An 18,019-nucleotide genomic window follows, 5' to 3' on the forward strand; every position below is an offset into this window, starting at 1 on the left:
TCGAGGGCCGTCGGGCGGGTGCTCAGTGCAGGGTGCCCGCGTAGCGCTGGGTGAAGCGGGTGCCGGTCGTCGCCGTGACGGTGACGTCGTAGCGCGACTGGTCGAGCGGGTAGGTGGCGGTGGCCCGGGAGTTCGCGGCGACCCGCAGGGTCTGCGCGGTGCCCGCGTAGTCGTTCGGCGTGAGGGTGAAGGTGACGGCCGTCCGCCCGGCGTTGACCAGGTCGAGGGTGAGCGCCGGGGTGCCGGGCGTCGCGGTCACCACCGGGACGGCGACGTCGTCCTGCTCGGCGCGGACGACCGTGCCGGCGTAGCGTCGGACGAAGCCGTCGGGGCCGTGCACCGTGAAGTCGTAGCGGCCGTCCGTCGCGGCGGCGTCCCAGGTGTACGTGCGGGTGGCGCCGGGCGCGACGGTGAACGGCGTCCCGGCGAAGGCGTACGCGATGTTGGGGTAGACGGTGAACGGGAAGGCGACGGTGCCGTCGTTGCGGAGCGTGCAGGTGATCAGGCCGGTCGTGCGGTCGACGGCGGCCTCCGCCCACGGCCGGTACGGCAGACGCCGGTGCGGGCGCGCTCCGGCCTCCTGGACGGGCATGGACTGGGCTCCGGTGGCGGGGAGTTGGACGCCGGGGAGCTTGGTGCCGGCGTCGGACTGCGCCATCAGGGCGACGGTGTCCGGCAGTCGGGGGATCGAGTAGTCGGGCGAGGTGAAGTCGAAGCAGCTGGTGAGGTCGCCGCAGACGGCGCGGCGCCAGGCGGAGATGTTGGGTTCGGCGACACCGGTGACCTGCTCCATGAAGCGCAGGACGGAGGTGTGGTCGAAGACCTGGGAGTTGACCCAGCCGCCGCGCGACCAGGGGGAGGCGACCCAGAGCGGGACGCGGTTGCCGAGGCCGATGGCGCGGCCCTGGGTGAACTCCTCGGGGGTGCCCGGCTCCGGGGTGGGCGGGACCATGTGGTCGAAGTAGCCGTCGTTCTCGTCGTACATGACGAGGAAGACGGTGTGCTTCCAGACCTCCGGGTTGGACATCAGCGACTGGAGCGCCTGGTTGACCCAGTGCGCGCCGTAGGAGGGGCCCGCGCTGGGGTGTTCGGAGAACAGGTAGGGCGCGACCAGCCAGGAGACGGTCGGCAGGGTGCCCGCCTTGCAGTGGGCGTCGAAGGCGGCCGGGTCGAACTTGGTCATCGCGTTGACGTAACGCGGGTCGGTGGCGGGGAAGTTGTGGAACTGCTTGAAGTACGACAGGGCGTTGTCGTCGTAGTCGCCGGTGCGGTCGTCCTTGCTGGGGTTGTGGTAGACCCGCCAGGTGACACCGGCCTGCTGGAGCCGCTCGGCGTAGGTGGTCCAGTCGGCCACCGGATTGTCCGTGACGGGCGTGTTGTCGATCCACGGGCCGGTGGTGCCGTCACGCCCCGGACCCGCGGTACCCGTCCACAGGTAGAGCCGGTTCGGGTCGGTCGGCCCGGCCAGCGAGGTGAAGTACGCGTCGCACAGCGTGAACGCGTCCGCCAGCGCGTACTGGTAGGGGATGTCGGCACGCGTGAAGTACCCCATCGCGCGCTCGCCCTTGGCCGCGATCCACTTGTTCATCGCACCGTTGTTGATCGCCTGGTGGCCCGTCGCCCAGTCGTGGGCGAGGCCGCCGGCGTTCTGCGCGTTGTACTTCGACGTGTCCATCCGGTACGGCAGCATCGCACCGCCGTCGCTGCGCCCGGCGTCGGGCTGGCGGAACACGTCGCCGCCGTCCGGGAACTGCAGCGCCTGCTTGTCGCCGAAGCCGCGCACGCCGCTGAGGGTGCCGAAGTAGTGGTCGAAGCTGCGGTTCTCCTGCATCAGGACGACCACGTGCCGGACGTCGGCGATGGTGCCGGTGGCCGCCGGGCTGCCGGAGGAGGCCTCGGCGGGGGTGTTCACAGCGGGGGTGTTCACGGCGGGGGCGGCCAGGGCGGGGGTGCCGGACAGGCCGGTGAGGGCGGTGGCGCCGGCGGCCGCGGTGGCGCCGACGAAGGTACGGCGGGAAAGGTCGGACATCGCGAACTGGCCTCTCAGAGCTGGAAGGTGGCGACGGCGGCGGCGCAGTCCGAGGGCCAGCCGTTGCCGGCGGCGCTCGGCTCGGGCTGCGGCCAGCCGGTGGCGAGCGTGTGGGCCTCGACGAGGGTGAGCGGCCCGGCGAAGTGCACGGCGGCGATGCGGTCCTGGGGCTCGGCCTTACCGGCGGCGCGCTGCTTGCGGGTCGGCGACCAGGTGGCGCCCGGGGAGGCGACCGGGTCCGGGTGGGCGGCGCGGTGGGCGTCGGTCAGGCCGGCGGCCTGGATCGCCTTGGTGACGGGCCAGTCGAGCGGGCCGACCCCGCCGTGCGCGGGTGCGGCGGCCGCCGTCCAGTCCAGGTGGGACGGCGAGGCGAGGTCCGCGCCGAGGACGACGGTGCGCCCGGCCGCCACGTCGGCCTGGACGGCGGAGGCCAGCGCCCGGGCCTGCTGGAGGCGGAGGGAGGCGTTCTCGGTGGCCGTGATCTGTGCGGCGCTCTGGCCGTCCTGGGCCGCGTACGGGCCGTAGTTCGCCTCGTCCAGGTGGGCGGCCCAGACGCGGACGGTGCGGGCCCCGGGGAGCTGGACGGTGACCCCGGCGGCGGGGAGGGCGGTGGTCGGCGCGGTGACGGCGGTGAGCGGGTGGCGGCTGAGGACGCCGACGCTCCCCGGGCTCTGGTAGGCGTACCAGCCGAGTGCGGTGGCGAGGCCCTGGGCGGCGCTGCCGGCGGTCTCCTGCAGCGCCAGGACGTCCAGGCCCTGGGTGAGGACGACGCGCAGCTGCTTCTCCAGGGCGTCGGTGAACGCCGCGCCCGCGTTGGCGAGGTTCCAGGTGGCGGCCTTGAGGCGGGGCGCGGCGGCGGGGTCGGTGACCGGGACGGTGAGGATGAGGGCGTCGGCGGCGCCGGCCGCGTCCTTGACGCCGACCAGGAGCTGCACCTCGCCGGTGGCGGTGGGCGCCGTGCCGGTGACGGTGCCGTCGGCGGCGACGGAGAGCCAGGAGGGCCCGCTGATCTTGCGGAAGGCGGGCGCGCCGGCCGGGCGGCACCAGAGGCCGCCGAGCTTGACGGTGACGGCGCCGCCCGGGGCGACGGCGGTGGCGGTGAGCGCGTCGACGGCCAGGTGCGGGCGGACCGCGGCGGGCTTGGTGCGGAAGGTGAACGGCGCGGTCTGGGCGAGGATCCCGTAGCCGTCCTTGGCCAGCAGGTACGCGGTGTACGGGCCTCCGGTGAGTGCGGAGGTGTCGAGCTGGACGTCACCGGAGGCGCCGGGCGTGTACTTCCAGAGCAGCGAGGCGCCGTTGCCGGGCTGCCGGGTGCCGTCGTAGAGGCCGACCCAGTTCTTGGCGTCGGGGGCGGTGGTGGTCCAGTGGAAGGTGAGCTTGTCCCCTTCGGTCGGACTGGTGGGGGACGAGAGGGCGAGGGTGCTTCCTGCGGCCACGGGGGTCCTTCGGGTCGGGGGGAGTGGGCGCCGAGTTGGCTGGACAACTGAACGCCCCATTGACCCGAAGGGCGGAGTACGCGGCGTGAACGAGACATGACTGGTCGCCGGGGGAACGGACAACTCGGCATTGAGTCATGGTCGTTGACGAACGGCACCGGTGAGCGATACCGGCGAAACGGCGTCGGAGCGCGCGGCCGATGGCCGTGGCGGCGGGAAGGGCGGCGGCCGTGGTGGCGGCGCTCCCGGGCCTGCAGAGCGGGGCGAACCGGCCAGTCCGGCGAACCGGCGGCCCGGTGGCCCGGCCGGCCACCGGTCGGCGGCAGGCCGGAGCTGGTCGGTATGGCCGCCCGCAACCGGGACCGACCGACCGGTCCCCGACCGGTCGGTCCCGGCCTCGCACACGCACCTGGTAGCCGCGGAACGTCGGTTCGGAGATCCGACGCCCCGTCGTCGACGGCCTCGTCCGCTGTGGGGCGCCGGCCCGCCCCGATCTCGACGACGAGGACCGTGCCGGCCACCGAGCCCTGCAGCGCCCCCGGATGGCGGCGCAGACGTCGGCGAGCCCGCCACGGTGACCGTGCGGCCGTTCGCCGGTGCCATGGGCGCTGCCGTCGTCCACGTGTCCCGGAGTGCCGTGCGGGCCTGCCGCGCCGGGTCCGGCGGCTCGGCGGGCTCAGAGCCCGAGGATCTCGCGGATCAGGCCGAGCTTGCGCTCGGGGGAGAGGTCTTGGGGACGGTCGGCCAGAAGCCCGTTCAGGACGGTGGGGACGTCGGAGCCCTCGGGTGCCTGGATGGCGTCGATGACCTGGCAGCGGAGACCGCCGTCCCGGAGGAACACCCACACCTCGTGTTCCTTCCGCGGTTCGCCGTTCTCCCTCGGTGAGAGCCGCCAGGCCGGAAACCAGCCGAGTCCCTCTTTGGTCAGGCTCTCGGCCACTTCGTCCAGGACGTACTTGCCTAGTCTCCGGTAGCCGAGTTCCTCGCGCAGGTCGCCGAGCGTGACTCTGAGCAGGCCGCCTGCGAGACGGCAGCGCGCGGCTACGGTGCCGGCGTCGCCTTCGGCCACCGCGAAGACCTCGCCCGGCGGATACGTTGGGTTGTTCATGTTCCGGCCAACGACTACATCCCCCGAGCGATACGTCATTTCACCAGCCTGGACGCGGCCAAGAGAAGAAACGGTACTGCCCAGTGGCCCGGCGCGACCCGCCGAGGTCTGTGGTGACGGTCGGGTGGGTGGTCCTGCCGGGAGCGATGCCTGGTCGGGTGGCTGGGGCCGGATCTGCGGGAGTCGGCCGCAGCCGAAGCCGGCGGCTTCGCACGCGGCCATGAGTGCGTAGGCAAACGACACGCCGGGGCCGGTGGCAATGTGCCCTGTTTGCGTCGGCGCGTCACCCGAGTGCATCTTTATTATTCTTTCCTTTTTATGTTGTCGTTGCACGGTGTACTGAGTTGGTGATTGTGCATCACCGAACCTGGCGGGCATCGCTCTGCGGCCCTCGGGGACGGCGTCGTCGGCGCCTCGGTACGTGTACGAAGATTTGTGGTCCGACCAGAAATCACCATCGGCGCTCCGAAATCCTCTTTTCGAGTGACGGAGCTCAACGGCGACAAGAAAGGGTCCTGTCCTATGGCAGTCGATGCCATTCCGCCCGCCCCCCTGAGAGAGGGCGTAAACGCTCCCGGCTCACGGGCGCGCTCGTCCTGCTGTCCGGACTGACGTTGCTTGCGACGGCAGGCCTGGTCACGAGCCCCGCGCACGCCGCAGAGGCACCGGTGATGCTGGGGACCGACGCCAGCTATGCCATCCTGGCCGCCTCAACGGTCACCAACACCGGTCCCAGCGTGATCAACGGGGACCTGGGCCTCAGTCCGGGAACCAGTGTGACGGGCTTTCCGCCCGGAATCGTGAACGGTGTCCAGCACGTCAACGATGCCCAGGCCGCACAGGCTCAGTCCGACCTGGTCATCGCCTACAACGACGCCGCAGGCCGGGCCCCCACCGCCAGCCTGACGTCTCCGGGCGACATCGGCGGACTGACGCTGACGCCCGGTGTCTACAAGGCGACGTCGTCGCTGAACCTCACCGGGACCGTCACCCTCGACGCCTTGGGCGATCCCAGCGCCGTCTTCATCTTCCAGATCGGCTCCACCCTGATCACGGCCCCGTCGAGCGTCGTCAGCCTGGTCAACGGGGCGCAGCCCTGCAATGTGTTCTGGCAGGTCGGCAGCTCGGCCACCATCGACGTCAACTCCTTCTTCAAGGGCAACATCCTGGCCATGGCGTCCATCACGGTGAACACCAACTCGGTGATCGAAGGCCGTGCCCTGGCGCGCACGGGGGCCGTCACGCTGGACGACAACACCATCACCAGGGCGGCCTGCACCGTCGGCCCGCCGGGGCCGAGCGGTCCGGCGGGGCCGAGCGGTCCGGCGGGGCCGAGCGGTCCGGCGGGGCCGAGCGGTCCGGCGGGGCCGAGTGGGCCTGCCGGCCCCGGCGGACCGGCCGGTTCTCCCGGTGCTCCGGGCCCCAACGGCGCTCCCGGTCCGGCCGGTTCTCCCGGTGCTCCCGGTGCTCCGGGCCCCAACGGTGCTTCCGGTGCGCCCGGAGCCCCCGGTGCTCCGGGCGCCCCTGGCCCCAACGGCGCGCCCGGTGCTCCGGGCATTCCGGGTGCCCCCGGTCCCAACGGTGCTCCTGGCGTGCCCGGAGCCCCCGGTGCTCCGGGCGCCCCTGGCCCCAACGGCGCGCCCGGTGCTCCGGGCATTCCGGGTGCCCCCGGTCCCAACGGCGCTCCCGGTGCGCCCGGCGCCCCGGGGCCCGATGGCGCCCCTGGAGCTCCCGGTGCCAACGGTTCGCCCGGCGCGAACGGGCTGCCTGGCGCCAATGGTTCGCCCGGTGCTAATGGTTCGCCCGGCGCGAACGGGCTGCCTGGCGCCAATGGTTCGCCTGGCACCAACGGACTGCCCGGGGCCAATGGTTCGCCTGGCGCTAACGGTTCGCCTGGCACCAACGGACTGCCTGGCGCTAACGGTTCGCCCGGGGCCAACGGTTCGCCCGGCGCTAACGGTTCGCCCGGCGCAACAGGCCCTGCCGGACCTGCCGGACCTGCCGGACCTGCCGGACCTACGGGACCTGCGGGGCCGTCCCCGTCTCCAAGTGGCCACGGCGGCCAGGGCCACGGCGGCCATGAGCAAGATGATCACGGACCTGGCCCGGGCAACCACGGCAATGCGCACGGCGGTCCCGCTCACGGCGGCCCCGTGCAGGGCGGTCCCGCTCACGGCGGCCCCGTGCAGGGCGGCTCCGTTCACGGCGGCCCCGTGCAAGCCGGTTCCGTGCAGGGCGGTCCCGTTCAGGGCGGCAACGTGCAAGCCGGTTCCGTGCAGGGCGGTCCCGTTCAGGGCGGCAACGTGCAGGCCGGCCCCGTTCACGGCGGCAACGTGCAGGGTGGCCTCGTTCAGCACCCGGATAAGTCGGGGCAGGCACTCGCTGCCACCGGCGCGGGCGGATCGATCGGCATCGTGGCCGGTTCGGCGGCCGCCGTTGCCCTGGGAGGCGCGCTCGTCATCCTCGTGAGGCGAAGCGGACGAGCCGCAGCCCGCCGACGGCACTAGGCGTGTCCCCTCGGTGAGCTGAGCAGTCGATCGGATGTGCCTGTCCGGTTGGTGATCGGCAACGGGACGTGGACCGGATCGGCCGTTGACAGCGGCCGATCCGGTCCACGTGCGGCGGTGGGCGGACTACCGTCGCACGTTTTGAGGTCCTTGGTCGGCCCGTCGCCCCCCCAGGGACCTCGTGCGCGTCGAGGCCCGGCCGTTCTCCCGCCTCCATGCGGCGGTCGAGCGCCGCCCGGGTTTTCGGGCGCCGGATCAGGGTGCCTTTCAGGACGGCCGCTCCGTGCCCGTCGTCGGACCGGCCGGCCTCGGCCCTGACCGGATCCTCACCGCCCGGGTCGGGAGAGGCGTCCGAGTCGGCGGGACACCTGGACGCCCGATCGGCCCGAGGACGGTGTACCTGGCGTGAACGAGGCCCGGCCGGTCGCGGGAGGACGGGCAACCCGGCATTGAGTCAAACTCGTTGACGAACGGAACCGGCTGCGCTGCCGACGGGGGTGCGATGGCGCGTCCGACCGAAGGGGCAGGGGCGACCCGCCGTGTCACCGTCCACGTGAGCCGCCGGACGGGACGTACGTGCCGGACCTCCTGTAGGACCGCTACGCGACCACGGCGGTGGAGGGGGCGGCGGCGGCCTCCCCACGGGTGCACACCGTGGACGACGCCGTGGCGAACCGGACGTCCACCGGGCCGCCGCTTGACTCTCGGGTAACCCGAGACGGCACAGTCTTGTCCCGTGGACAGGACGAACCTGCTGCCGATCGGGCAGTTCGCACAGGCCAGCGGCCTCTCGGTCACCACCCTGCGGCACTACGACGCGAGCGGCGTACTGGTGCCGGCGCTGGTCGACCCGGACAGCGGCTACCGCTACTTCCGGCGCGACCAGCTCCGCACGGCGCAGCTGATCCGCGCACTGCGGCAGCTGGACATGCCGGTCGAGGCGGTGCGCCGCCTGCTCGGCGGCGGGGGTGACGCGGAGCTGGCCTCGGCCGTCCGGGCGCACCTGGTCGCCGCGGAGCGCCGACTGGAGGTCCAGCGGTCCGTCGTCCACGGCTTGTTGGCCCGGCTGACCGAAGGAGAGGGAATGAACCACCGTGTCACCGTCCGCGAGGGCGCCGCAGTGCGTGCGCTGGTCCGCGGCGCGACCCTGGACCAGCCCCGGCTGGACGCGTTCATGCGCGACAGCTACCAGCTCATGTACGCCGTCGCGGGGCGGGGGCCGCTGACCTTCGACGGCCCCGCTTTCGCCCGCTACCACGGGCTCTGCGACGAGGAGAACGAGGCCCTGGTCGAGGCCTGCCTGCCGTTCGCGGCCTCCGGCGCGCAGCCGGGCGAGCTGCCGGAGGGGATGTACGTGCTGGACGTCCCGGCGGGCAGTTACGCGAGCACCGTGGTGGAGGGGGAGGCGGCGGCCTTCCCGCAGGTCCTCACCGCGTACGACGCCGTGGCGAGCTGGATCACCGAGCACGGGTTCGTCTTCGCGGGACCGTCCCAGGAGACCTTCCGCCGGTGGATGGGGACGCCCGGCCACCCGGACAACCGGCTGGAGATCGCCTGGCCGATAGCGGAGCCGGCCCCGGCCGGCAACGGCTGACGCGGGCGGGAGGCGAGAGGCGGGGGCGCACGGCGGGGCGGGCTCGGAACCGGGCCCGCCCCGCCGTGCGCCGGACGCGCGTCAGCTCGTCGGGGCCTCGGCCTCGACCTCGTCCCAGTAGCCGTCCTCCTCGGGGAACGGGATCGGGAACGGCGACGGGAAGACGCCCTCCAGCCGGACCGCCCCGTTGTACTCCGCGACCTCCTTGATCGCGCCCGCCTCGCCGACGACGAACGCGTCGAGCACGGCGAACAGCGCGATCAGCTCCGGGAACGCCTCCAGGGCCTCGCTGAGCGCCCGGTCGAAGCCCGACGAGGCGGCTTCGAGCAGGGGGATCGCCTCCGGGCTCAGGTGGATCGTGTAGCAGAGGTCCAGGAAGCCGTGCACGTCGGCGGTGATCAGCGGCCAGTCGTCGAACTGCGCGGCGACCGCCTCCAGGTGCTTCTCGTCCACCTGGACGCCCTGCTCGGCCGCCCTGGCCTCCCACTTCGGGCGGACCCGCTCCGCGCGGGACCGGATCAGCGCCTCGGGGATCTCGGCCGCCGCGGTCCGCGCCTCCAGGTGCTTGCGGGTGGCGGTCTCCAGGCTGAAGCGCCCCTCCAGGTCGAGCTTCGGCCGCGCCCTGCGCTCGAACGCGGCCCGGATCTCCAGGGCCTTGGCCTCCACCTGCTCGGCCGTGACCTCGGCCGTGCTCCCGCCGGTGATCTCGGCATCGTTCCCGGTCATGTCGTGCCCTCCCACTGTCGCTACGGCTGCTCCACCCCGCGTTCCATTAACTCCGGGCGAGGGGTCGCTCACCTAGCGTGTGATCGGCCAAGTCGGCAGCGCGGGCCGGGCTCATCGGGGGGCCCGTCAGCCGCAGGGGCCCCCGGGCTCACGTGCCTTCCGTACGGGGTCGAAGGGGTGGGGCGCGGCGGGCGCCTGCGGGCGCAGGTGAGCGGGGGGCGGCACGCCCCGGTGGCTCGTCCGGCCTCCGCCCGGGAGAAACGGAACGGAGCAGGAGGTCGGCCGGGCCGACCTCCTGCTCCGCGGGGGCCGTGGGTCAGTGGCTGCCCTTCAGGTTGAGCACCACCACGCCGATGATGACCAGGGCGAGCCCCAGCCACTGCAGCCGTCCCAGCGATTCGCCGAAGGCCACCACGCCTATGCCGGCGACCGCCGCCGTCCCCGCCCCGGACCACACCGCGTACGCGACCGACACCGGGATGTGCTTGAGCGCCTTGCCGAGCAGGTAGAACGAGAGCACGTAGCCGATGGCCACCCCCACGCTCGGCCAGAGTCTGGTGAAGCCCTCCGTCAGCTTCAGGCAGCTGGTGGCGCAGACTTCACTGAGGATCGCGAGGGCGAGGAGTACGTAGGGCACGGGGGCTCAAACCCGCGGCGCGGTCGTGAGCTTCCCGAGCAGTGCGACGTCCGCGTGCTCCAGGCTGTCGAGCAGGGTGATCCGGGAGCCGTCCGGGATCCGCGCGGCGCTGGACGGGACGGCGAGCACCGCGCAGCCGGCGGCGGTGGCGGAGGCGACGCCGGTCGGGGTGTCCTCGACGGCCACGCAGAGGGCCGGGTCGAGGCCGAGGCGCTCGGCGGCGGCGAGGTAGGGGTCGGGCGCGGGCTTGGTCCGCGGGGTGTCCTCGGCGGCCAGCGTGACGGCGAACCAGTCGCGGCCGATGGTGCCGAGCACCATGTCGACCACCCGGCGCGGGGACGCGGAGACCAGGGCGGTGGGCACGCGGGCGTCCCGGAGGGAGGCGAGCAGGGCGAGCGCGCCCGGCCGGGGGACGGTCTCGGCGGCGACCTTGCCGGCGAAGGAGTCGCCCAGCCGGTCGGCGAGTTCGGCCTCGGTCAGCGACGTGCCGCTGACCCGGTGGAGGTGGGCGGCGGTGTGCTCGATGGCCTGGCCGAGGACCTCGGGGGCGTCCTGGTCGGTGAGCGAGTGGTGGAGCTCGTCGGCGAGTTCCGCGGCGGCCTGCCACCAGAGGTGCTCGGTGTCGACCAGGGTGCCGTCCATGTCGAAGAGGACGGCGGCGGGAACGGCGGCGGCAGCGGCGACAGCGGGAACAGCGGCTACGACGGGAACAGCGGGAACGGCGGATTCAGCGGGTGCAGGCATGGCGGTACCTTCGGTGGTTCAAGAGGGAGGAGCTGACGGGTCAGACCGTACGGCGGTCGACCAGCACCGGGCGCTCCGGCAGGGTCGGCACGGCGTACGAGCCGACGGGCAGCGCGGTGGCGGCCTCGGTCGGCAGGTCGGCCTTGACCTCGGTGCCGTCGGTGAGCCGGACGGTGAGGCGGGTGACGGCGCCCAGGAAGGACGCGGAGACCACCTGCGCGGGGCCGTTCGCGGCGGGGGTGAGCGTGACGTTCTCCGGGCGGACCAGCACCTCCAGCGAGCCGTCCGACGGCAGCGTGCCGTCCACGGCGTGCCGGCGGCCGAGGACCTCGACGCCGTCGCCGGTCCGGACGCACGGGATGCGGCTCATGGTGCCGACGAACTCGGCGACGAACGCGGTGGCGGGGCGGGCGTACAGCTCGGCGGGCGCGGCGCACTGCTCCAGCCGGCCGGCGCGCAGCACCGCGACCCGGTCGGCCATCGAGAGCGCCTCCTCCTGGTCGTGGGTGACGAACAGGGTGGTGATCCCCAGCTCCTGCTGGAGGCGCCGGATCTCCTCGCGCAGCGACAGCCGCACCTTGGCGTCCAGGGCGGAGAGCGGCTCGTCGAGCAGCAGGACGCGCGGCTGGAGGGCGAGGGCGCGGGCGAGCGCGATGCGCTGCTGCTGGCCGCCGGACAGCTGGTGCGGGTACCGGTCGGCGTGCTGCGGCAGGCCGACCAGCTCCAGCAGCTCCTTGGCGCGGCGCAGGCGCTCGGCCTTGCCGGTGCCGCGCATCCGCAGGCCGAAGGCGACGTTGTCGGCGGCGGTCAGGTGCGGGAAGAGGCTGTACGACTGGAACACCATGCCGGCGTCGCGCTTGTGGGCCGGGATCGCGGTGATGTCCTGGCCGTCGACCAGGACCTGGCCGGAGTCGTGCTGCTCGAAGCCGGCGAGGATGCGCAGTGCGGTGGTCTTGCCGCAGCCGGACGGGCCGAGCAGGGCGAGGAGTTCACCCGGCTGGACGGTCAGGTCGAGGCCGTCGAGCGCGGTGGTGGCGCCGAACGTGCGGCGCAGCGAGCGGAATTCGACGGTCGCGCCGCCCGAGCGGGTGGCGGTCTTCTCAACGGCGAGGGAGGTCAAGGGAGTTCTCCGGAGATGCGGGGGAGGCCGGCGGGTCGGTCGTCGGTCGTCGGTCGGGGGATCGGTCGGCGGGCTGTTCGGCGGGTGGTTCGGCGCGCGGTCAGGACGTGGTCAGGACGTGGTCTTGGCGTGGCGCTCGCGGCCGAGGGTGGCCAGCAGGAGCAGCAGCAGCCAGGTGATCAGCAGGCTCAGGATGGAGACCGCGACCGACATGTGGGCCTGGCTGTTGCCGACCGTGTAGATCCAGACCGGGAAGGGCTGGTAGCCGAGGATCGAGGCGGCGGTGAACTCGCCGAGGACCAGGGCCAGGGTGAGGAAGGAGGCGTTGAGCAGCGCCCCGCGCAGGTTGGGCAGGACGACGGTGAACACCGCGCGCGGCCAGCTCGCACCGCAGTTGCGGGCGGCCTCGACCAGGGTGCGGACGTCGACGGCGCGCAGGCCGGCGTCGAGCGCGCGGTAGGCGAGCGGCAGGCCCATCAGCACGTAGGCGATGACGAGGACGACCGGGAAGTCCGGGTCCTGGACGAACACGAAGGTCTGGAAGAACGGCGTGTCCATCAGGTAGTCCGGGCCCCAGCGCAGCACGCCGATCAGGCCGGCGGTGAGCGCGACGGGCGGGACGACCAGCGGCAGGGTGCAGAGCACGTCGATCACCGGGCGCAGCTTCGGGGCGCCGAGCCGGACCGCGATCAGGGCGGGCACCAGCAGGAGCAGCAGCACCAGGACGGTGACGACGGCGAGGCCGAGGGTGAGCCAGAGGCTGTCGAGGAAGCCGGGGGCGGAGAGCAGTCCGGTGTACGCCTCCAGGGAGTAGCCCTGGGGGTCGTCGATCGAGAAGTAGCCGGCGGCCGCGAGCGGGACGACGAAGTAGACGGCGGCGATGCCCAGGACGGCGCCGCGCCACCAGCGCACCTTGGTGCGGTCGGTACGGGCGGGGGTCAGCTGAGCCATCGGGCGCTCCGGCGCTGGAGGGGGAGGTACACGGCCATCACGAGGACGGCCACCACGATCATGTTGAGGCTGAGGGCGAGGGCGAGGTTGCCCTGGCCGACCAGCACGTTGCCGGAGAGCGCGTCGGCGATCGAGCGGCTGACCAGCGGGACGGTCGCGCCGACCATGGCGGCGGCGGTGGCGTACGCGGCGAAGGCGCTGCCGAAGAGGAGCACGAAGCCGCCGAGCAGCGAGGGCAGCAGGATCGGCAGGGCCACGTGGCGCCAGTACTGCGCGGTGGTGGCCCGGTTGTTCTGGGCGGCCTCGCGCCACTGCACCCGCAGGCCGTCCAGGGCCGGGGTGATGGTGAGCACCATCAGCGGGATGAGGAAGTACAGGTAGACGATGGTGAGGCCGGTGAACGAGTACAGCGACCAGCCGTGGTCGGTGAGGTTCAGCAGCTTGGTGACCTCGCCGGCGTTGCCGAGGGTGGCGACGAACGCGAACGCGAGCGGCAGGCCGCCGAAGTTGGCGAGCACGCCGGAGGCGGTGAGCACGGCCTGGCGCAGCCAGGTGTGCCGGGAGGTGACCACGGCCTGGGCGATCGGCAGGCCGATCAGGGTGGCGAGCAGTGCGGTCAGCGCGGAGAGCTTGAGGCTGCTCAGCATGGCCGTCCAGTAGGCGCCCTGGACGGAGGCGGTGACGTTGTCGAACGTGAACTGGCCGCCGCCGCCCTCCGCGTCGGTGGAGGTGGTGAACGCGCCGATCACGATGGCGACGGCGGGGAGGCCGAAGCCGATCAGGAAGAACAGCAGGAGCGGCACGGTGGCGAGCCAGGAGGCGCCGCCGAGCCGGGCGAGCGGTCGCCGCCGGGGGGTGGGGGTGGTGGTCGTGGCGGTGCGGGACGCCCCCGCGCCGCCACCGAGGTCGGTGGCGGCGGGGGAGGTCGGCACCGGGGTGGGAGCCGTGGTCATGAGTGCCTTTTCGCGGTGTGGCGGTTTCGCGGTGGGTCGGCCCGAACTGCGGTGCTCGGCCGGGGGGTCAGCCCGCGATGGCCTTGGTCCAGTTCTCGGTCACGACCTTCTTGGCGGCCGTGATCTGGTCCTGGGTCGGGAAGGTGGTGAACGGCTTCTCGACGGTCGGCAGCTTGGCGGCGGCCGCGGCGTCGAGGGTGCCGTCCTTCTTCAGGGCCTCGAAGGTGGAGGGGGTGGCGTAGCCGCCGAGGAAGAGGTTCTGGCCCTCGGCGCTGAAGAGGTACTCCTGCCACAGGCGCGCGGCGGCCGGGTGCGGGGCCCACTTGTTGACGCCCTGGTTGTAGAACTGGGCGTAGCTGCCGTCGGAGGGGATGGAGACCTTCCAGTCGACGCCCTTGTCCTTGAACTGGTCGCTGTAACCGGCGTTCAGGTAGGACCAGTCGATCGAGATCGGGGTCTCGCCCTTCTCGATGGTGGCGGGGGTCGACTCGACCGGGTTGAAGTTGCCGGACTGCTTGAGCTTGCCGAAGAAGTCGATGCCGGGCTGGATGTTGTCCAGCGAGCCGCCGTTGGCGAGCGCGGCCGCGTAGACGCCGCCGAAGGCCGAGCCGGACTTGGTCGGGTTGCCGTTGAGGGCGACCTGGCCCTTGTACTCGGGCTTGAGCAGGTCGGCGAAGGTCTTCGGGCAGTTGGCGATCTTCTTGGCGTCGCAGCCGATCGAGATGTAGCCGCCGTAGTCGTTGACGCGGGCGCCGGTCGGGTCCTTCATGGTCTCCGGCACCTTGTCGAAGGTGGCGACCTTGTAGGGGGCGAGCAGGCCGTCCTTGACCGCCTGGAGCGCGAAGGCGCTGCCGAGGTCGACGACGTCGGGGGCGCGGTCCTGGCCCTTGCGGGAGGTGATCGCGTTGATCTCGTCCTGGCTGGAGCCGTCGGGGTTCTCCTCCTCGACCTCCAGGCCGTACTTGGCCTTGAAGCCGTCGATGATCTTGCCGTAGTTCGCCCAGTCCCGGGGCAGCGTGATGACGTGCAGCTTGCCCTCCTTCTTGGCGGCGGCGATCAGGCCGTCGATGCCGCCGAGGTCGGCGGCGGAGGTGGCCTCCTTGGCGTCCTTGGTGCCGGCCTTGGCGGCGTCGCCGGCCTTGGCGGTCGAACCGGCGGAGCCGCAGGCGGTGAGGGAGAGCGCGGCGGCGGTCAGTACGGCCGCGAAGGCGGCGGCGCGGGCACGGTGCACGGTCACGGGTCAGTCTCCTGAATCAGGGCGTACTGCGAGGGGTGCGTATCGAGGGGATGCGTCGGGCGAGTGGGGTGGCCGGGGCGCCCGGGCCGGGGTGAGCGGCCGGCGATCGGTGCCCGAGTTGACTAGCCAACTTCGCTGACGGGGGTAAGTACGCCGGAGCCCGGTGACGGGAAGGTGAACGGATGGCCCAGTCCCGGGGTCGGCTGCGGGAACGGTCGAATCAGGTCGCCGGCGGATGATCGCCGGAGTGCGATGCTTCGGGAGCGCAGCGGGATAAGGTCGGGCTGTCCGCGCCGGTACGGCTGCGCAGGACACCGCCCCTGGAGGGACATTGACTGACGTGGCAGTTGAGTCGGGCCGTCCGGCCGCCGAGGACCGCGCCACCGGAGCGCTCTACCGCAAGGTCGCCGCCGACCTGCGCGAGGCGATCACCACCGGCGCGTTCGGAGAGGCCGGCCGGCTGCCAGCGGAGGGCGCGCTCGCCGAGCAGTACGGCGTCTCGCGCGGCACCGTCCGCCAGGCGCTCGCCGTGCTGCGCTCGGACGGGCTGGTCACCTCCCGGCGGGGCACCCGCCGGGTGGTGCTGGGCACGGCCCGGGTGCAGAGCTTCTCCGAGCTGCTCAGTTTCACGCACTGGGCGTACTCGATGGGCGAGGAGCCCGGCGGCATACTCGACTCGCTGGTCCGCCGCCCGGCCGACGCCGCCGAGCGCGAGCAGCTCCGCCTGGAGGCCGGTGCGGACGTCTACGTGACGGTCCGGCTGCGCACCCTCTCCGGGAAGCCGGTGATGGTCGAGCGCACGGTCTACCCGCCGCGGGTCGGCGAGATCGTCGCCGAGCTGCCGGCGGACGTCGTCTCGCACACCGAAGTGCTGCGCGAGCACGGCATCCTGTTCACCGACGCCGACCACACCATCGACATCGTCGCCGCCAACGCGGACGACGCCCGGCTGCTCGGCTGCCGGCGCGGCGGGCCGCTGCTGCGCGAGCGGCGCCGGACCACCGACCCGACCGGCACGCCGGTGGAGTGGTCCCAGGACCGTTACCTGCCCGGCACGGTGGCCTTCAGCGTGCACAACTCGCTGGCCACGTCCGCGCTTTCGCGGCACGCCCGGGAGCTGGACTGAACCCCTGGCGGGGGGAGGCGGATTCGGGGAGCGGGCGGGGGAGCCGGCAGGGGAGTCGGCGGGGGAGTCGGCAGGGGAGCGCTCCGGCCGGGGTCGGGGCGCAGCACAGCGGGGCGGGAGGCCGGCAGGCCCCCGCCCCGCTTCGTGTGCGCCGGCCGCCGGCCGCCCCTTCGCCCGGGGTCAGTGCATCAGGGCCGCCAGCAGCGGGCGGAAGTGCTCGAAGTCCGGGGTGTCCGCGTCCGCCTCCTTGGCCTGCTCGTCCCAGCGGCGGACCGCCACCGCGTCCTCGGCGCCCGGGTGCGCGGCGAAGGCGGCGGCCTGCTCCCCGGTCATCGGCCCGCCCTGCACCCCGAGCGTGTACTCGGACGCCTCGGACAGCCGCTCCCGGTAGCCGGGCTCGACCGCGCACAGGTAGCGCTTGGCGGCCACGTGCAGCCGGACCGGCTCGGTGACCTCCGGGCCGAACCAGCGGGCCAGCCAGTCCGCGCCCGTGTCGCTGTGCCGGTTGTCCCGGCCCTCCATCAGGTCCCTGCCGTGCAGGGCGCCCCGGAAGTGGCCGATGTCGTGCAGCAGCGCCGCCGCGACCAGGTGCGGGGCCGCGCCCGCCGCCTGGGCGAGCGCCCCGGCCTGGAGCATGTGCTCGGCCATCGTCACCGCCTCGCCCAGGTACTCCCCGGCGCCCTCGCCCGCGAACAGCTCGGCGATCGTGTCCAGCGCGGCCGCGCGGCGCCGCAGCACGGCGAGGGTGCTGGTCAGCGAGTCGAGGTCGGCGTAGCAGCCCTGGAGGTGGCGGTGGCCGTCCTTCTCGAAGGCCGTCCGGGCGTGCAGCAGGCGGACGTTGTCGAAGATCAGGCAGTCGCCCCGGTCCAGCCGGAACTCCAGCTGCAGCTCCGGGCGGAGGGTGATGGCGGCGAACCGGCGGTAGGCGGCGTAGAACGCCTCCAGCTCCCCGGCGGCGCCGCGCAGCGTGCCGATCGAGCGGTTGTTGAACCGCACCTCGCGGATCCGGCCCAGCGGGTCCACGTCGATCAGCGGCCGGTCGGCGCGCAGCTCGGTGCCGCGGTCGCGGAACACGAACGGGACGGGGGTGCGGGTCAGCACCGCGAATGCCTCCGGGTCCTCCTCGCGCAGGACCGCCGCCGCCTTGAACCCGTCCACCAGGCCGGAGTCCCCGCCGGTCGCCGAGTTGTCGAGGCAGTGCAGCAGTTGGAGGGTGGGGACCGGGTCCCGGTACGGGTTGTCGGTGTGCGGGGTGATCGCGACGCTGGTGAACGCCAGGTTGTTGGGGTCCGGCTCGACCCGGACGTCGAACAGCTCGCCGTAGTTGGTGACCCGCACGTGGCCGAAGGTCCCGGCGACGGCGAGCACCTGCCGCTCGACCGCCGGGACGCCGCGCAGCACGGCGAAGCCGGATCGGCGCACGGCGGCCAGGACGGCGGCCTGCTCCGCCGGGTCGGCCAGGTAGGCCTCCCAGTGGGCCTCGGGGATGCCGTGCGCGAAGTCCGCCGCCGCCCAGAGCCGCTTGTCGGCCTCCGTCCGCCCGTCGCCGTCCGCCGCCCCGGCCAGCCACTCCAGCGGGTAGCGCGACCGGTGCCCGTCCGACCAGAGCACCTCCAGGTGCCCGTCGAGTTCGGCCTGCGCGGCGATGCCGAGGTCGTCCGGCAGCTCGGTGATCTGGAACAGCTTCTGCCCGTTCCGCTGGTCGCGGCACTCGGCGCAGGGGCAGTTGTCGCGCAGCCAGTAGGGCGGCAGGTGGGTGGTCATGGGCTCCTCCTCGGCGGGGCGGTGGGCATCAAGTTGTATAGCCAACTTGGTGCTGTGGGGAGCCTTGCGGGTGGTGGTGAGATCCGG

Annotated in this window: 14 protein-coding genes; 3 read left to right on the forward strand and 11 right to left on the reverse strand. The window is 73.0% G+C overall.

Annotation, left to right across the window (positions count from 1 at the left end; genetic code table 11):
- Positions 1-22 precede the first annotated feature (22 nt).
- The 3 genes from OG550_RS26880 to OG550_RS26890 all read right to left on the reverse strand — a co-directional run bounded on the left by OG550_RS26880 (position 23) and on the right by OG550_RS26890 (position 4,573).
- The gene (locus OG550_RS26880; protein WP_327681738.1) at positions 23-2,029 is read right to left on the reverse strand and encodes a phosphocholine-specific phospholipase C; all 2,007 of its coding nucleotides are present in this window, start codon (positions 2,027-2,029) and stop codon (positions 23-25) included.
- Between the two features lie 14 nt (positions 2,030-2,043).
- A complete protein-coding gene (locus OG550_RS26885) occupies positions 2,044-3,465 on the reverse strand; it encodes an endonuclease/exonuclease/phosphatase family protein (protein ID WP_327681740.1) in 1,422 nt (473 codons plus the stop codon).
- A gap of 676 nt (positions 3,466-4,141) precedes the next feature.
- Positions 4,142-4,573 carry a hypothetical protein gene (locus OG550_RS26890; RefSeq protein ID WP_327681741.1) on the reverse strand — a complete coding sequence of 144 codons (432 nt, stop codon included), beginning with the start codon at positions 4,571-4,573 and terminating at the stop codon, positions 4,142-4,144.
- Between the two features lie 671 nt (positions 4,574-5,244).
- Between OG550_RS26890 and OG550_RS26895 the strand changes: the two genes are divergently transcribed.
- Together OG550_RS26895 and OG550_RS26900 are read left to right on the forward strand one after the other, a co-directional pair.
- On the forward strand, positions 5,245-7,080 hold the full coding sequence (locus tag OG550_RS26895; protein WP_327681743.1) for an ice-binding family protein: 1,836 nt from the start codon (positions 5,245-5,247) through the stop codon (positions 7,078-7,080).
- Positions 7,081-7,816: 736 nt separating this feature from the next.
- Positions 7,817-8,674, forward strand: a complete 858-nt coding sequence (locus OG550_RS26900) for a MerR family transcriptional regulator (RefSeq protein ID WP_327681745.1) — start codon at positions 7,817-7,819, stop codon at positions 8,672-8,674.
- Positions 8,675-8,755: 81 nt separating this feature from the next.
- Here the strand turns inward: OG550_RS26900 and OG550_RS26905 are convergent, their stop codons facing one another.
- From OG550_RS26905 to OG550_RS26935, 7 genes are all read right to left on the reverse strand, one after another.
- On the reverse strand, positions 8,756-9,400 hold the full coding sequence (locus OG550_RS26905) for a hypothetical protein (RefSeq protein WP_327681747.1): 645 nt from the start codon (positions 9,398-9,400) through the stop codon (positions 8,756-8,758).
- A gap of 316 nt (positions 9,401-9,716) precedes the next feature.
- Positions 9,717-10,037: a DMT family transporter gene (locus OG550_RS26910; RefSeq protein ID WP_327681749.1), complete on the reverse strand. Its 321-nt coding sequence runs from the start codon at positions 10,035-10,037 to the stop codon at positions 9,717-9,719.
- A gap of 6 nt (positions 10,038-10,043) precedes the next feature.
- Positions 10,044-10,781, reverse strand: a complete 738-nt coding sequence (locus tag OG550_RS26915) for an HAD family hydrolase (RefSeq protein ID WP_327681751.1) — start codon at positions 10,779-10,781, stop codon at positions 10,044-10,046.
- A 40-nt stretch (positions 10,782-10,821) separates the two neighbouring features.
- Entirely contained in the window at positions 10,822-11,901 is a 1,080-nt protein-coding gene (locus OG550_RS26920; RefSeq protein WP_327681753.1) for an ABC transporter ATP-binding protein, read from the reverse strand.
- A gap of 111 nt (positions 11,902-12,012) precedes the next feature.
- On the reverse strand, positions 12,013-12,852 hold the full coding sequence (locus tag OG550_RS26925) for an ABC transporter permease (RefSeq protein ID WP_327681755.1): 840 nt from the start codon (positions 12,850-12,852) through the stop codon (positions 12,013-12,015).
- A complete protein-coding gene (locus OG550_RS26930; protein ID WP_327681757.1) occupies positions 12,840-13,805 on the reverse strand; it encodes an ABC transporter permease in 966 nt (321 codons plus the stop codon). Before OG550_RS26930 ends, OG550_RS26925 begins: the two co-directional genes overlap by 13 nt.
- A gap of 67 nt (positions 13,806-13,872) precedes the next feature.
- Positions 13,873-15,042, reverse strand: coding sequence for an ABC transporter substrate-binding protein (locus OG550_RS26935; protein WP_327681759.1), 1,170 nt, complete (start codon positions 15,040-15,042; stop codon positions 13,873-13,875).
- A 340-nt stretch (positions 15,043-15,382) separates the two neighbouring features.
- Here OG550_RS26935 and OG550_RS26940 point away from each other — a divergent pair, with 340 nt between their 5' ends.
- Complete coding sequence (locus tag OG550_RS26940; protein WP_327681761.1) at positions 15,383-16,168, forward strand: GntR family transcriptional regulator; 786 nt, start codon at positions 15,383-15,385, stop codon at positions 16,166-16,168.
- Positions 16,169-16,348: 180 nt separating this feature from the next.
- Here OG550_RS26940 and tmpA read toward each other — a convergent pair whose 3' ends face one another.
- Positions 16,349-17,932 (reverse strand): 2-trimethylaminoethylphosphonate dioxygenase, encoded by a 1,584-nt coding sequence (gene tmpA / locus OG550_RS26945; protein ID WP_327681763.1) that lies wholly within the window; start codon positions 17,930-17,932, stop codon positions 16,349-16,351.
- Positions 17,933-18,019 lie beyond the last annotated feature (87 nt).

Source organism: Kitasatospora sp. NBC_00458 (assembly GCF_036013975.1).
Classification (GTDB): Bacteria; Actinomycetota; Actinomycetes; order Streptomycetales; family Streptomycetaceae; genus Kitasatospora.